Origin of the sequence: Micromonospora sp. CA-248212 (assembly GCF_050948405.1) — a bacterium.
Lineage (GTDB): Bacteria > Actinomycetota > Actinomycetes > Mycobacteriales > Micromonosporaceae > Micromonospora.
The window spans coordinates 354469-368794 of sequence record NZ_CP192023.1 but is presented as its reverse complement, the minus strand read 5'-3'; the positions used below and the strand labels follow the sequence as shown (position 1 = coordinate 368794).

15 protein-coding genes are annotated in these 14326 nt (G+C 71.7%); 4 read left to right on the top strand and 11 right to left on the bottom strand.

From position 1 onward, the window contains the following. Positions 1-307 precede the first annotated feature (307 nt). On the top strand, positions 308-1123 hold the full coding sequence (locus ACQP03_RS01745; RefSeq protein ID WP_357171600.1) for an alpha/beta fold hydrolase: 816 nt from the start codon (positions 308-310) through the stop codon (positions 1121-1123). 60 nt (positions 1124-1183) lie between these two features. On the opposite strand, the gene ACQP03_RS01740 is transcribed toward ACQP03_RS01745, so the two are convergent. From ACQP03_RS01740 to ACQP03_RS01730, 3 genes are all read right to left on the bottom strand, one after another. Continuing rightward, the gene (locus ACQP03_RS01740; RefSeq protein WP_357133726.1) at positions 1184-1372 is read right to left on the bottom strand and encodes a DUF397 domain-containing protein; all 189 of its coding nucleotides are present in this window, start codon (positions 1370-1372) and stop codon (positions 1184-1186) included. Beyond that, positions 1363-2142, bottom strand: coding sequence for a helix-turn-helix domain-containing protein (locus ACQP03_RS01735; protein WP_357133847.1), 780 nt, complete (start codon positions 2140-2142; stop codon positions 1363-1365). Before ACQP03_RS01735 ends, ACQP03_RS01740 begins: the two co-directional genes overlap by 10 nt. Positions 2143-2279: 137 nt before the next feature. Beyond that, positions 2280-2837 (bottom strand): carboxymuconolactone decarboxylase family protein, encoded by a 558-nt coding sequence (locus ACQP03_RS01730; protein ID WP_357133728.1) that lies wholly within the window; start codon positions 2835-2837, stop codon positions 2280-2282. A gap of 59 nt (positions 2838-2896) precedes the next feature. On the opposite strand from ACQP03_RS01730, the gene ACQP03_RS01725 reads away from it, so the two are divergent. Both ACQP03_RS01725 and ACQP03_RS01720 read left to right on the top strand, forming a co-directional pair. Beyond that, entirely contained in the window at positions 2897-3373 is a 477-nt protein-coding gene (locus tag ACQP03_RS01725) for a MarR family winged helix-turn-helix transcriptional regulator (protein WP_357133730.1), read from the top strand. Positions 3374-3651: 278 nt separating this feature from the next. Then, positions 3652-5007 (top strand): hypothetical protein, encoded by a 1356-nt coding sequence (locus ACQP03_RS01720; protein ID WP_433459974.1) that lies wholly within the window; start codon positions 3652-3654, stop codon positions 5005-5007. Between the two features lie 69 nt (positions 5008-5076). Here the strand turns inward: ACQP03_RS01720 and ccsB are convergent, their stop codons facing one another. The 6 genes from ccsB to hemL are packed head-to-tail and all read right to left on the bottom strand — an operon-like array spanning position 5077 to position 11123. After that, the gene (ccsB, locus tag ACQP03_RS01715) at positions 5077-6054 is read right to left on the bottom strand and encodes a c-type cytochrome biogenesis protein CcsB (RefSeq protein ID WP_357171603.1); all 978 of its coding nucleotides are present in this window, start codon (positions 6052-6054) and stop codon (positions 5077-5079) included. Beyond that, positions 6054-7709, bottom strand: coding sequence for a cytochrome c biogenesis protein ResB (gene resB, locus ACQP03_RS01710; protein WP_357392490.1), 1656 nt, complete (start codon positions 7707-7709; stop codon positions 6054-6056). The genes ccsB and resB overlap by 1 nt, the downstream gene beginning before the upstream one ends. Beyond that, positions 7706-8563, bottom strand: coding sequence for a cytochrome c biogenesis CcdA family protein (locus tag ACQP03_RS01705; protein ID WP_357133739.1), 858 nt, complete (start codon positions 8561-8563; stop codon positions 7706-7708). The genes resB and ACQP03_RS01705 overlap by 4 nt, the downstream gene beginning before the upstream one ends. Continuing rightward, positions 8563-9132 carry a TlpA family protein disulfide reductase gene (locus tag ACQP03_RS01700; protein WP_357171604.1) on the bottom strand — a complete coding sequence of 190 codons (570 nt, stop codon included), beginning with the start codon at positions 9130-9132 and terminating at the stop codon, positions 8563-8565. The genes ACQP03_RS01705 and ACQP03_RS01700 overlap by 1 nt, the downstream gene beginning before the upstream one ends. Next, positions 9132-9779, bottom strand: coding sequence for a histidine phosphatase family protein (locus ACQP03_RS01695; protein ID WP_357133743.1), 648 nt, complete (start codon positions 9777-9779; stop codon positions 9132-9134). The genes ACQP03_RS01700 and ACQP03_RS01695 overlap by 1 nt, the downstream gene beginning before the upstream one ends. A 6-nt stretch (positions 9780-9785) precedes the next feature. Beyond that, on the bottom strand, positions 9786-11123 hold the full coding sequence (gene hemL, locus ACQP03_RS01690) for a glutamate-1-semialdehyde 2,1-aminomutase (RefSeq protein WP_357133745.1): 1338 nt from the start codon (positions 11121-11123) through the stop codon (positions 9786-9788). Positions 11124-11266: 143 nt separating this feature from the next. Here hemL and ACQP03_RS01685 point away from each other — a divergent pair, with 143 nt between their 5' ends. Then, positions 11267-11602: an STAS domain-containing protein gene (locus tag ACQP03_RS01685; protein ID WP_357133747.1), complete on the top strand. Its 336-nt coding sequence runs from the start codon at positions 11267-11269 to the stop codon at positions 11600-11602. Positions 11603-11718: 116 nt separating this feature from the next. Here the strand turns inward: ACQP03_RS01685 and ACQP03_RS01680 are convergent, their stop codons facing one another. Further along, a complete protein-coding gene (locus tag ACQP03_RS01680) occupies positions 11719-13362 on the bottom strand; it encodes an ABC transporter permease (protein ID WP_433459969.1) in 1644 nt (547 codons plus the stop codon). Beyond that, positions 13359-14255 carry an ABC transporter ATP-binding protein gene (locus ACQP03_RS01675; RefSeq protein WP_363661390.1) on the bottom strand — a complete coding sequence of 299 codons (897 nt, stop codon included), beginning with the start codon at positions 14253-14255 and terminating at the stop codon, positions 13359-13361. Before ACQP03_RS01675 ends, ACQP03_RS01680 begins: the two co-directional genes overlap by 4 nt. Between the last annotated feature and the right edge of the window lie 71 nt (positions 14256-14326).

The following is a 14326-nucleotide window of genomic DNA, read 5'->3' as shown; positions in this document are numbered from 1 at the left end:
CGCCCAGTCTCCCGCACCGGGTGCGGCGCGGCCCACGCCGGGTGCTGTGAGACCCGCGACGACCCCGGCGAGCCCCGGCCTGTCCGGTCGGGTTTCCGGAAATCGGGGTGTCCGGCGGCCGGGGACGGCCCGACTTCCGGAAACCCGGGTCGATCAACGTTCGAGCGCAGTGTCGCAGGCATGCGCGGCGCGCGCAGGCATGGCCGCCGGTCGAGCGGGTAGCCGGGCAGCCGGCAGACGGGGGCGGCGGATGGGTGGCGATCGGGTTCCGGCGGGGTTCACCGAGCAACGGGCACGGGTCGGTCGGATGACCATGAACTATGTCCGTGGTGGCAGCGGCCCACCGCTGGTGCTGCTGCACGGGTACCCGCAGTGCTGGTACATGTGGCGGCACCTGCTGCCCGAGTTGGGGCGGTCCTTCGAGGTGGTCGCGCCCGACCTGCGCGGCTTCGGGGACAGCGACGCCCCGGTCGACGGGTACGACAAGAAGAGCGTCGCCGCCGACCTACACGGCCTGCTCGACCAACTCGGCCTGGTCAGTGACCTGCGAGTGGTCGGGCACGACCTGGGGACGATGGTGGCGTACGCGTACGCCGCCGCCCATCCCGACCGGGTGAGCCGGCTGGCGCTCACCGAGGCGCCGATCCCCGACGAGAGCATCTACACGTTTCCCGCGCTCACCGCGGCCGGGCCGGCGGTGTGGAACTTCGGCTTCTTCACGCTCGACAACGGGCTGCCGGAGGAGCTGGTCCGTGGGCGGGAGTCGCTCTGGGTGGACCGGTTCACCGACGCCCTGATGGTGCACAAGGGCAGCATCAGGGCGTCGGACATCGAGGAGTTCGCCGGCCACCTGCGCGACCCGGCGCACCTGCGGGCGAGCTTCGCCCACTTCCGGGCGTTCGACCGGGACATCGCCGACAACGCGACGTACCGGGCCACGAAGCTCACCATGCCGGTGCTGGCCGTCGGCGCGGCGGCCAGCCTCGGCGGCCAGGTCGCCGAGCAGGTACGCCGGTACGCCGACACCGTTCGCGGCGAGGTGATCGACGACTGCGGGCACTGGCTGTACGAGGAGCGCCCGGACGTGATGCTCGCCCTGCTGCGCGACTTCCTCGCGGCCTGAGCCCGAGCCCGGGTTAGGTCAGTGGGTGCGGACCACGCGGCCTGAGCAGGAGCCCTGGGGTCAGGGGGTGCGGGTCAGCTCGACGAAGGAGCGCCACGCGGCCGGGCTGAAGGTCAGCACGCCGCCGTCGCGGTCCTTCGAATCGCGGACGTGCACCCGGCCGGGCAGGTTGTCGGCGACCTCGACGCAGGCGCCGCTGTTGTTGCCGCTGCGGGTGGACTTGCGCCACTGAGCTCCGGTCAGATCCATGGCTTCACGATCTCCTCGAGCAGGTCGATGGACTGCTGCCGGGGCAGCGCGTCGCTGCGCAGACTCTCCCACCTTCCGAGCAGGGTCGCCACCTCGTTGTTCTCGTCGACGGCGGTGCCGCCGGTCTGGTTGTCGAGAAAACCGAGCCAACTGCCGTCGGCGGTGCGGCCCAGGATGAACGGCCCGAACATGCCGGCGTGCAGCCCGACCGCCTGGGGCAGCACGTGCACCCGGATGTGCGGGCGGCGGGCGCACGCCACCAGGTGCCGGAGCTGGCCGGCCAGCACCCCGGCGTTGCCCTCGGCGAAGCGTCGCAGGGCGGCCTCGTCGATCACGGCGGTGAGCTGCGGCGGGTGCTCCCGGTCGAGGATCGTCTGCCGTTCCAGCCGGGCGGCCACCAACTCCTCCACCCGCTCGGCGGTGAGCCCCAGGTCGAGCCGGAACACCGCGCGGGCGTAGTCGGCGGTCTGCAACAGCCCGGGAACCATCGTCGCTTCGAAGCACCGCAACTGGGTGGCCACCCGCTCGACCTCCAACCAGGGGCGGAACCACACCGGCTCGGCGTGCCGGCGACCCAGCTCGCGTAGCGAGACCAGCAGGCCGCCGGTGTCGAGCACCTCGTCGGCCCGGGTCAGGTACGCCAGGTTGGGCACCGTCGAGCCCACCTCGACCGAGGACACCATGGACGGTGAGTAGTGCGCCCGTTTGCCGTACTCCTCCTGGCTGAGCCCGGCCGCGAGCCGGGACCGCCGGAGCTGGTCTCTGATCATTTCCGCTGTGGACAGTGTCGTGGTCACCGCGCCTCACCTTCCGCTGCCGAGGAGGCCCATCGGCCCTTCTGGCGCAAGGTAGCGGAACCGCGACCCTGAGTCAGCCTCTGCCGGCATGTCGCGGTAACGCGGCTCGCTCAGGACACGGGCGGCGTCCAGGCGTGAGCGGCCAGCGGCGGGTCGAGCGGCGCGCGGGTGAGCCGGTTGGCGAAGGTGGACATGGTGTACGCCCCGACCCCGAGCACCACGTCCAGCGCCTGCCGGGGCTGGTAGCCGACCGCCAGGAAGGCTTCCAGCTCCTCGTCGGGCACCGCGCCCCGGTGCTCGAGCACGGCCAGCGTGAACTGGCGCAGCGCTTCCAGTCGCGGCTCGGGCAGCTTCGTGCCGGCGCGCAGCGCGGTGATCAGCGCGGCGCTCGCGCCGATCTCAGTGATCTTGCCGGTGTGCAGGGCCACGCAGAAGTGGCATTCGTGGGAGGTGGAGAGGGCCATGATGACCACCTCCCGCTCGACGGGCGCGAGGCTGGTCTGTTCGAATCCCGCACTGGCGGCGAGGAAGCCGTTGAGTAGCTGTGGCGACTCGGCAATCAGAGCCACCGCGCTGGGGAGCCAGCCGAATCGGCCGCGTACTCCCTCGATGGCCCGGCGTGCGGCGGCGGGTGCGGTCTCGGCGGTGTGGGTGGTGAAGACGGACATGGTTGCCTGCCCTAAGATAGTCAACGTGGTTGACGAAATAGTAAACGTGGTTGTCGAACATGGCAACCCCTGAGCCGTCCCGGCCCGGCTTCCAGCTCCCGCTGCTGCTGCTGGCCGGCTTCCGCACGCTGATCGACGACCTGCACGCCGAGTTGGCCCGCGAAGGGCACCCCGAGCTGCGCCCGCTGCACGGGTTCGTGCTCCAGGCCGTGGGCGTCGACGGCACCACCGCCAGCGAGCTGGGGCAGCGACTGGGCATCTCCAAGCAGGCCGCCGGCAAGACCGTCGACCGGCTGGTCGCCGTCGGCTACCTGGAACGGGTCGACGACCCCGCCGACGCCCGCCGACGGCTGGTCCGGATGACACCGCGCGGCGTCGACGGGCTCCGTCGCTCGGCCGAGATCTTCGATCGGCTACGGCAACGGTGGGCCGCGACCCTGGGCGAGGAGCGCGTGGCCGCGATCGAGGACGACCTGCGCACGATGGCCGCCACCAACTGGTTCCGCCTCGACATGCCGGGCTGGTTCGGCGGCTGACCGCGACCGAGCCCGGTTCGGCCGTTGATCGTGATCGACGGCCCGCTCGCGTGGGTGGGCCGTCGATCGTGATCGACACCGGATCGCCGATGTGGCGGCATCCGACGCCCGGCATTGCCCCCACGTCGGCGATCTGGAGTGGATCAAGGCCATCCGACGGTGTCCGCGCACCGATCGACTGATCGAAAACTGTCATAGGCGATCTCTAGGATCAGGGGTGCCGGTCGGGCTGAAGTGACGCCGACCGGTCCCCCTCACCAAGGAGATCGATGAGATCTGTGCGTGTATCACGGGGCAGGCTCCTGCGCGGCTTCACCGCGCTGGTCGTGGGCGCCGCGACGGTCGGTGTGGCCGCCACGCCGGCCCTGGCGCAGGACGATCCCGGCTGGGTCGAGGCCCTGCTCTACGACGCCACCGTCGGCGGCCCGGACGCTCCCGCTCGGGCGGTTCCGCTGACCCTGACCAGCACCGGCGCGGCCCAACCCCGGGTGACCCTCGACCTGACCGGCCTGGCCGGCGTCGCAACGGCCACCTTCCCCACCGCGTGTGTCACCGAGGGCACCTCGGTCACCTGCCCGATGCCGGCCGACGCCACCGAGGAGTTCGGCACGGTCACCGGCACGGTGCCGGTGGTGTTCCGGGCCGCGCCCGGCGCGGTCGACGGCGCGACCGGCACCCTGACCTACACCGCGCTCGGCGAGCAGACCGAGGTGTCCACCCAGCAGGCGACGATCACCGTGCGGTCCGGGCCCGACCTGCTCGACATGGTCGACGAGTACGTCGACGGCGTCGACGTGGGTGACACCCGCGCCGCCCCGGTGGCCGTGGTCAACGCCGGCGACCAACCGGCCGTCGACCTGCGGCTCACCATGCGCTTCCCGGTCGGCCTCGTCCCGGCCAGCTACCGCAACTGCCGCTACGGCACCGACCAGGTGCTCGCCACCGTGGTCGTCTGCACCGTGCGGGGCACGTTCGCGCCCGGCCAGCGGCACGAGCTGCGCGGCGGGCTCGCCACCACGGTCGGTCCGGCCACCCTCGGCGACAAGCGGATCACCCAGATCGTGGAGCCGCTGGCGACCGCCGGGCCCCTTCCGAGCGGTGTGCGACTCACGCACCGCGAGAGCGACCAGGCACTGCGGCTCCGGCCGGTCGGAAAGCCGCTCGGCGTGATCCCGGTCGAGGTCGACGGCGTCGGCGGGCAGACCTACCTGCGTGCGGTGCACGGCGCCTTCGACATCGTCGCCCAGGGCGCCGCCGTCACCGGTGCGGTCGGCGACACCGTCCAGGTCACCGTGGGCATCCGTAACGAAGGGCCGGGCGTGCCGGACGGCACGATCTCCGGCGACACGGTCGGCGCGTTCTACTTCACCCCGCCGGCCGGCATCACCGTGCTGGGCAGCCCGCGCTGCTCACAGACCGGCAGTGAGGAGGAGGAGAACGGCGACGACGCCCCGAAGACCTGGTACTGCGACGGGGGAAGGGCCGTGTTCACCGCCGGGACCAGCAACACGGTCACCTTCGACCTGCGCATCGACAGCCTCTCCGGGACGCCCGGCGAGGTCCAGCCGTACGGCCGCTACCCGCGGGTGGACGACAACCCGGGCAACGACGTCGCGCCGGTGACCGTCGGCTGACCGCACACGCCCTGACGACGCGGGCCGGTCACGGACGATTCCGTGGCCGGCCCGCGCTGTGTTGCCAGGTCAGTTCAGCCCGCCGTACGAGTGCAGGCCGGTGAAGAAGATGTTCACGCCGAACAGGTTCATCAGCATGGTGAGGAAGCCGAGCACGGCGATCCAGGTGGCCACGTTCCGCTTCACGCTGGGCGTGGCCCGCGCGTGCAGGTATCCGGCGTAGACCACCCAGGAGATGAACGCCCAGGTCTCCTTCGGGTCCCAGCCCCACGGCCGACCCCAGGCCGCCTCGGCCCAGATCGCGCCGGCGATCACCGCGAAAGTGAAGATCGGGAAGGCGAACGCGTGCAACGCGAACGTCAGCCGCTCCAGGCTGGCCGCGGCGGGCAGCCGCTTGGCGAGGGTGTACGGGAAGCTCCGCTTGCCCTGCTCGAACCCGTTGCGCATGAGGAAGCCGACGGCCGGCACCGCGCCGAGCAGGAAGATGCCGGACGCGAACACGATGGTCGAGACGTGGATGACGAACCAGTACGAGTTCAGCGCCGGCACCAGCGGCACGATCGGCACGTACAGGACCAGCTCGGCGGTGGCCACCAGGAGCACCATGACCAGGGTGAGGAACAGCCCGAGCTTGCGCAGCGACGGCCGCTTCCAGAGCACCACCAGCCAGGCCGCGACCCCGATGAACGTCACCGTGAGCACGAACTCGTACATGTTGCCCCACGGCATGCGGTCCGCCGCGAGACCGCGGGTGACCAGCGCCCCGAGGTGCAGTACGGCGGCGAGGGCGGTGGCACCCACCGCGACCAGCCCGGCGATCCGCGCCCGGTCGGCCGAGCCGTCGACGGACGGCGGCACCGGTCCGGACGGCTCGGCGGTCACGCCGCCGGCACCGCCGACCCCGGCACCCACCAGCTCGCGAGCGGGCGACGCCACGGCGGCCCGGGTACGCGCGTTGCCCAACGCATACTCGACGGCGTGGCTGATCATCGCGATCAGATACGTCAGGATCGCGAAGGTCACCAGATTGTCGGAGAGCGCGGACATCACTCGGTCCCTTCTCGCACACCGGCCGGGCCACCGGATTCGGTGTCGGCACCGGCCCGCTCGGCCGCCCGTTCGTCACCGTTCACGGCGGCGACCAACTGGGCGAACTCGTCGGCGAACCCTGGATAGTCGGTGCGCGGCAACCCACCGGCCTCCATCAAGCTACTACCGCCTGTCGGAGATCCATCAGCGGGGTCGGCCGGCAGCACCCGGAACCACACCCGGCGACGCCGCCCGAACAGCGAACCCATCAGCCCGACCAGCAGCACACCGCAGCTCACCAGCAACGGTGTCGAACCGGGATCGTGCCGGACGGAGAGCGTCACGTACCGCTCAGTGCCCAGGAACTCGACGGTTGTGCCGTCGTCAAGCGTCCACTTCTCGCCCTTGCGGAGCAGCTTGCTGCCGACTTCCTTGACCTTGCCGTTGCGCACCTGCCGCTGGTCGAGCTGGTAGACCGAGCCGGGGATACCGGCGTCCATGCCGAGGTTGCCCCGGTAGGCGACCAGGTTCAGCGCCGGGTTGCGCTCGGTGGGGTACTCGGAGCGGACGAACGGCGGCTGCTGCGGCGCGGTGGGCAGGTAGATGCCGGTGAACGCCACCTGCTCGCCCGGTACCCGCTTGCCGGTCGCCGGGTCGACGTTCGCGTCCGGGAAGGCGGCCAGCCCCTCGCTGGTCAGGCCCATGTCACCGGTGGTCAGGAACGGCTCGTCACTGACCTGGCTGTTGCCGTACCGGTCGGTGTAGCGGATCACCGGGGCGTACCCGTGGCCGAGCAGGTAGACGCTCGCGTCGGCGAGACGCAGCGGCGAGTTGACCGAGAAGTCCGCGCTGCGGGTCGGCTCGTCGGGGCCGTCCACGGTCACCCGGGCGTTGAAGAACTGCGGCTGGCCGGACGGCAGGAACCGGGCCTGGAAATCGTCCAGCCGCAGGCAGAAGCGGGGCAGGTCGGCGCTGTCGACGCGGGGGCCGAGCTTGGCCTCGGCGTACTGCTGGCGGGTGTTGCAGAACGCGTTGTCCGCGCCCGCCACCAGCAGACGGTTGCCGCTCCACCCGTACCAGGAGCCGAGCGCGACGCCGATCAGCACCGCGATGAGCGAGGTGTGGAACAACAGGTTGCCGGTCTCCTTGAGGTAGCCCTTCTCGGCGGAGACCTCGTTCCCGCGTACCTCGACCCGCCAACGGCGCTTGCGCAGCACCTCGGCGACGGCGTCCACGCCGCCGGCCGGGGCGGGCAGCGTGGTGTGCTGCGGCAGCCGGGCCAGCCGCTTGGGCGCGACCGGTGGCCGGGACCGCAGCGCCCGGAAGTGGTCGCGCAGGCGGGGCGTGATGCAGCCGATCAGCGACGTGAACAGCAGCAGGTAGATGGCGGAGAACCAGACCGACCCGAAAACCTCGAACGCGCCGATCCGGTCCAGCCGAGGCGCCCAGTCCGGGTGGTCGACGAAGTACTGGTTGACCTTCTCCGGGCTGATCCCGCGCTGCGGCAGCACCGATCCGGGGATCGCGGCGATTGCCAGCAGGAAGAGCAGGATCAGGGCCGTACGCATGCTCGTGAGCTGCCGCCACGAGTTGCGCAGCAGGGCCAGCAGCCGGCTGGGCCGGCGGCGCGGCGCCGGGGCCTCGGCCTCCGGGCGCTCGTCGACGACCGTCATATGCTCACCTCGCCCACCCCGACGGTGGTCTGCAACCAGATCACGAAGCTCTGCCATCCGCCGGTGACCAGCGCCAGGCCGATCAGGATGAGCAGGGCGCCGCCGACCCGGGTGACCCAGCGGCTGTTGCGCCGGATGGCGCGGAAGACCCCGAGCAGGCGCTGGAAGCCCAGCCCGAAGACGACGAACGGTATCCCCAACCCGAGGCAGTACGCCACGGCGAGCACCACGGCCCGGTCGCTCTGCCCACTGGTGGCCGCCATGCCCATCACCGCGCCGAGGGTCGGCCCGGTGCACGGCACCCAGCTCAGCGCGAACACCGCCCCGAAGACCGGCGCGCCGAGCAGGCCGGCCGACGGCAGCCGGGAGATCCGGAACTCGCGTTGCAGCGCCGGGATCATCCCCAGGTAGCCCAGGCCGAGCACGATGATCAGCACACCGACGACGATCTCCAACTGCCGCTCGTAGTCGAAGAAGACCCGACCGATGCTGGCGAACAGGATCGCGGTGGCCACGAAGACCACGGTGAAGCCGGCGATGAAGAGCAGCGTCCCGGCGAGCACCCGGCCCTTGACGGCGACCGCCGCGGTCCGCTCCCGTACGGCAACAGCTCCACCCCCGCCCGCCGAAGTGAAAGGAAGGGCCCCTTCCTCTACCGCAGGCGGTAACAAGGTGCCCTTCCTTACACGGCCTTCGAGGTTGGCGCCGGCTAGGCCGGTGACATACGAGAGGTAGCCGGGGACGAGTGGGAGCACGCACGGGGAGAGGAAGCTGACCAGGCCGGCTAGCGCCGCCGCGCCGATGGCGAGCACCAGCGGCCCGCTCTGGGCCAGCTCCTTGAACGTCTCGCCCATCAGTTCGACGCCGGCTTCTCGGCCGCGATCCGATCGACGACCGGTCGCAGGCCCTCCTGCGTGACGGCCGCCCGGATCACCACGGCGACCCGGCCCTCCCGGTCGAGCACGACGGTCGCCGGGACGGTGTTCGGCGGGATGTCCAGGGACAGCGCCAGCTTGCTCGGCGGGTCGAACAGGCTCGGATAGGTGACCCGTCCCTGCTCGAACGCCTTGGCCTTGTCCCGCGAATCCTGCACGTTGACGCCGAGGAAGCTCACCCCGGAGCCCTTGGTGGCCTGGTAGACGGCTTCCAGGTCGTCCGCCTCGGCCCGGCAGGGCGGGCACCAGGAGCCCCAGAAGTTGACCACGACCACCTGGCCACGGGCCTCGCTGACGTCGTACGTGCCGCCGGTGAGCAGCTCACCGGCGAGCTTCGGCGGCGCGGAACGCTGGTCCGGCGCGCACTCGATGATGCCGTCGGAGGTGGTCGAGCAGGTCTTCTCCTGCCCCTTCGACGCCGTACAGCCGACCAGCGCCACCGTGGCGACGGCGGCGAGCAGACCGGCGGTCCACCTCCGGGTGGTCATCAGGCCCCCTTGGCCGTCCGGGCTGTCGCGGAGAGAGCGACGAGGTGCGCGGCCGGCTCGCTGTAGCCGATGCCCACCACCTTCGCGTCGTCGAAGTGGAACGACGTGAGGCTGGCCAGCCCGCACTGGCGCTTGCGCGGGTCGTGCCAGAGCCGCTTGCGCTCGACGTGACGACGCAGCGTCCAGATCGGGAGCTGGTGCGACACCAGCACCGCCTCGCGTCCCTCGGCGGCGACCCGGGCGGCGTGCACGGCCGCGAACATCCGCTCGGCGATCACCCGGTACGCCTCCCCCCAGGACGGTGTCACCGGGTCGCGCAGCACCCACCAGTTGCGCGGGTCGCGGAACGACCCGTCGCCCGGGGAGACCTTCTTGCCCTCGAACCAGTTGGCGCTCTCGATCAGCCGCTCGTCCACCCCGACCGGCAGCCCGAACTGGGCGGCGATCGGCTCGGCGGTCTGCTGGGCGCGCTCCAACGGGCTGGCCACCACGTGCACGATCTCCCGCTCGGCGAGACCCTGCGCGGCGGCCTTGGCCATCTGCACGCCCAGCTCACTGAGGCGGAAACCGGGCAGCCGCCCGTACAGGATCTGGTCGGGGTTGTGCACCTCGCCGTGCCGGAGCACGTGGACCACCGTCTTCGCCACTGTCTACTACCCCCCGTGACCAGCGGCTGCCGCCGCATTCGCCGCCGTCGGCAGCGCGGCGGCGATGTGCTCCAGAGCGGCGTCGTCGATCGCCGCCGACACGAACCACGACTCGAACGCGCTCGGCGGCAGGTAGACGCCGGAGGCGAGCATCGAGTGGAAGAACGCCTTGAACGCCGGCACCTGCTGGGTGCGCGCGCTGTCGTAGTCGACCACGTCGGCGTCCGTGAAGAAGATGGAGAACATGCTGCCCGCGTACGACAAACGGTGCGGGACCCCGGCGGCGGCCAGCGCGTCGGACGCGAGCTTGCCCACGACGGCGGCCGTGTCGTCGAGCCTGCGGTAGAGCGCGTCGTCGGCGAGCCGCAGGGTCGCCAGACCGGCGGCGCAGGCCAGCGGGTTACCGGAGAGCGTCCCGGCCTGGTAGACCGGGCCGGCCGGCGCGAGACGCGCCATGATGTCCGCGCGCCCGCCGAACGCCGCGGCGGGCAGGCCACCACCCATGACCTTGCCGTACGTCCACAGGTCCGCCTCGGAGGCGTCGAGGCCGTGCCACCCGGCGCGGGAGACCCGGAACCCGGTCATCACCTCGTCGACGACGAGCAGGGCGCCGTGCGCGTGCGCGATCCGGGCCAACTGCTGGTTGAAGCCGTCGCGGGGCGCGACCACGCCCATGTTGCCGGCGGCGGCCTCGGTGATCACGGCGGCGATGTGCGGGCCCTCGGCGGCGAACGCCTCCTCGACGGCCCGGATGTCGTTGTACGGCAGCACGATCGTCTCGCTGGCCGCCGCGCCGGTGACGCCGGGCGAGTCGGGCAGGCCGAGGGTCGCCACACCGGAACCGGCGGAGGCGAGCAGCGCGTCGACGTGCCCGTGGTAGCAACCCGCGAACTTGACGATCTTGGAGCGGCCGGTGAAGCCGCGGGCCAGCCGGATCGCCGACATGGTCGCCTCGGTGCCGGAGTTGACCAGGCGGACCTGCTCCACCGGCGTCCGGTCGACGATCTCGGCGGCCAGCTCCACCTCGCCCGGGGTGGGCGTGCCGAAGCTGGTGCCCCGGGCGGCGGCCGTCTGCACGGCGTCCACCACCTCCGGGTGGGCGTGCCCGAGGATCAGCGGACCCCACGAGCACACCAGGTCGACGTAGCGGCGACCGTCGGCGTCGTACAGCCACGGGCCCTCACCACGGACCATGAAGCGCGGGGTGCCGCCAACCGCCTGGAAGGCGCGCACGGGGGAGTTGACCCCGCCCGGCACGATGGCGCGGGCGCGGTCGAACAGGGCCTCGGAGGCCGGCGCGTCGGCCGGGTAGCGGCCAGATCCGGCGGAAACGATGTCGGTCACGATGCCGCCATTGTGTCAGCGCCGGACGGTCAACCAGCAGCCACCCCGGGCGAGGGTTACCGGGCTCACCCAGCTCCGGTGCCCGATGGACCGGCTCGTCGCCTCGACAGGCCGGGTCGGCTGGATCGCGCTAGGCTGACCGAGTGGATCGTGCCGAACTGTCCATCACGCTACACCGGACGGGCGACGAAGCAGTGCTTCGCCTGGCCGGTGAGATCGACATGCTCACGGCCGCCCAGCTCAGCACCGTGGTCAACGAGGTGCTGACCGATCCGCCCCCGCGGATCGTGCTCGACCTCGGCGGCGTCACCTTCTGCGACTCGCAGGGCCTGGGCACACTCGTGGTGCTCAGCCGCAAGGCCAGCCACGCGCAGAGCCTGCTGATGCTCACCCACGTCGGCGACTTCCTGATCCGCGTCCTGGACATCACCGGCCTGCGCAGCGCCCTGATGATCAAAAACGACCAACCCACCGGCTAACCCCCACCCCACCCCCACCCCCAACCCCGCGCACGACCTCGACCACCCTGTTGATCAAGAGGTTTGCGTCAGAAATCGCGCTTCCGCTGACGCGGACCTCTTGATCAACGCGTGCTTCAGGGGGTGGGGATGTCTCGGGTATGGAAGGTCTTCAGGGCCAGGGTTAGGAGGGTGGCTGCTGCTGCGCTCAGGGCCAGCAGGGGTAGCGGGGTCCAGTTGTTGTTCAGGACCTGGGGGGTGTGGGTGAACGGGGAGATGTCCAGGACCCACTGGCTCAGCTCCAGGATCGCGCCGATCTGACCCAGCAGCAGGCAGCCCGCGAGCACCGCCCAGGCCGCCCAGGAGAACCGGGGCAGCCACCCCACCAGCAGCGCCGCCAGCCCCGCGAGGACCCACGCCGCCGGAACCTGGACCAGCCCCACGCCGAGCATCCGGGGCACCTCGCCGCCGACGTCACCGACGCTGAGGCCGTACGACAGTCCCGTCGCCGCCCCCGTCACGGCCAACACGACCACCGGGCCGAGCAGCGCGAAGACCAGGTGCGCCGCCAGCCAGCGGACCCTGCTCACCGCCGTGGCGAGCAGCGGTTCGGCCCGCCCGGCGGTCTCCTCCGCCCGCGCCCGCAGCGCGGCCTGGATGCCGTACCCGGCGGCGGCCAGCGCGGTCAGGCTCAACGTGCTGCCGAGGTACGCCTCGGCCAACGTCGTCGACCCACCCAGCCGGGCCAGCAGCTCGGCGACCTGCTCGTTGCCCTGCACCGCGTCGCCGGCCGCGTCCGCCGCGCCGCCCAGCACCAGACCGAGCAGCCCGAAGCCGACCGCCCAGCCGAGCAACTGGCCCCGGTGCAGCCGCCAGGCCAGGCCGAACGGTCCGGCCAGCGCGCCGCCCGCGGTGGCCGGGCCGAGCCGGGGCGGCAGCACGCCGGCGCCCACGTCCCGGCGTACCGAGACGGGGTACGCGACGAGCGCCACCGCCACACTGAACAGCACCGGTAGCAGCGGCACCCACCAACGCTCGCCGGTGAAGGCCCGCCCCCGGGGCCCCCAGCCGAGCGGGGAGATCCAGCTCAGCCATTCGGCACGTCCGCCGCTGCCACCGGAACCTCCGGCGTCGCCGCCGAGGCGCAGCGCGAACGCCAACCCGAGCACGCCCAGCCCGATGCCGCGCGCCCCGCCGGCGCTCTGGGTGAGCTGCGCGGCCAGGCCGCCGACCGTGGCGAACGCGATGCCGGTCAGGGCCACGCCGGCGCCGAAGAGCAGCGATCCGGCACCAGGCAGGCCCGCCGCGACCAGGCCGCCGGCGATGAGCAGGCCGAGCAGCAGATTCGCGGCGTACGTGACCAGCAGCGCCGCGGTCAGCCCGGCGTACCGGCCGAGGACCGATGCGCCCAGCAACTCCCGCCGGCCGGCCTCCTCCTCGGTGCGGGTGTGTCGTACCACCGTCAGCACGCTCGCCAGGGCGGCAATCATGGCGAACAGCCCGGCTCGCTGGACGGTGAGCGCGCCGATGCTGTCGCCGTACACCGGACCGAGCAGCGCGACGATCGACGGGTTGCTCGCCGTGCTGGCCAGGTAGGCGGCCCGCTCGGCGGCGGTCGGATAGAGGCCGGTGAACGCGCCGGCGTAGCTGGCCGGCAGCACGGCCAGCGGAAGGATCCAGATGGGCAGCACGATCCGGTCCCGCCGCAGGATCAGGCGCATCAGGTGTCGGGTGCCGGTGAACGCGGTGCCGCGCAAACCCGGCTCACTCCTCGCGGTCACGAGCGCACCTGCTCGCCCTGGTAGTGCCGCAGGAACAACTCCTCGAGCGTCGGCGGTTGGCTGACCAGGCTGCGTACGCCGATCTCGGTTAGTCGACGGAGCGCGCTGTCCAGCGCGGCGTCCTCCACGTCGAAGCGCACCCGCTGCCCGTCCACCCGCAGGTCGTGCACGCCGGTGAGCTGACCCAGCCCGTCCACCGGACCGGTCAGCTCGGCCTCGATGGAGGTGCGCCGCAGGTGCCGCAGCTCGCTCAGGGTGCCGGTCTCCACGTCCCGCCCGTTGCGGATGATCGTCACCCGGTCGCAGAGCGCCTCCACCTCGGCCAGGATGTGGCTGGAGAGCAGCACGGTGCGGCCGTCGGCCTTCGCCCGGCGTACCCAGTGCTGGAAGACCTCCTCCATGAGAGGGTCCAGGCCGGACGTCGGCTCGTCCAGGATGAGGAGTTCGGCGTCCGACGCGAGGGCGGCCACCAGGCCGACCTTTTGCCGGTTGCCCTTGGAGTACGTCCGGCCCTTCTTGCGGGGATCCAGCTCGAAGGATTCGAGCAGTTCGGCTCGGCGGGCCGGGTCGAGGCCGCCGCGCATCCGGCCGAGCAGGTCGATGACCTCGCCGCCGGAGAGGTTGGGCCAGAGCGTCACGTCGCCCGGCACGTACGCCAGCCGGCGGTGCAGGGCCACCGCGTCGCGCCACGGATCGCCCCCGAGCAGGCGGACGGCCCCCGCGTCCGTCCGCAGCAGACCGAGGAGCGCCCGAATGGCCGTCGACTTGCCGGCGCCGTTCGGCCCGAGGAACCCGTGCACCTCGCCGGCGCGGACATTCAGGTCGAGACCGTCGAGCGCCCGGACGCGGCCGAAGGTCTTGACCAGGCCGGACACTTCAATCGGAGTTTCCATATATCGGAAGCTACACTCGTTTCACAAAGTTGTGAAGACAGTGTGAGCGCGGCACCATCGGTGCCCACAAA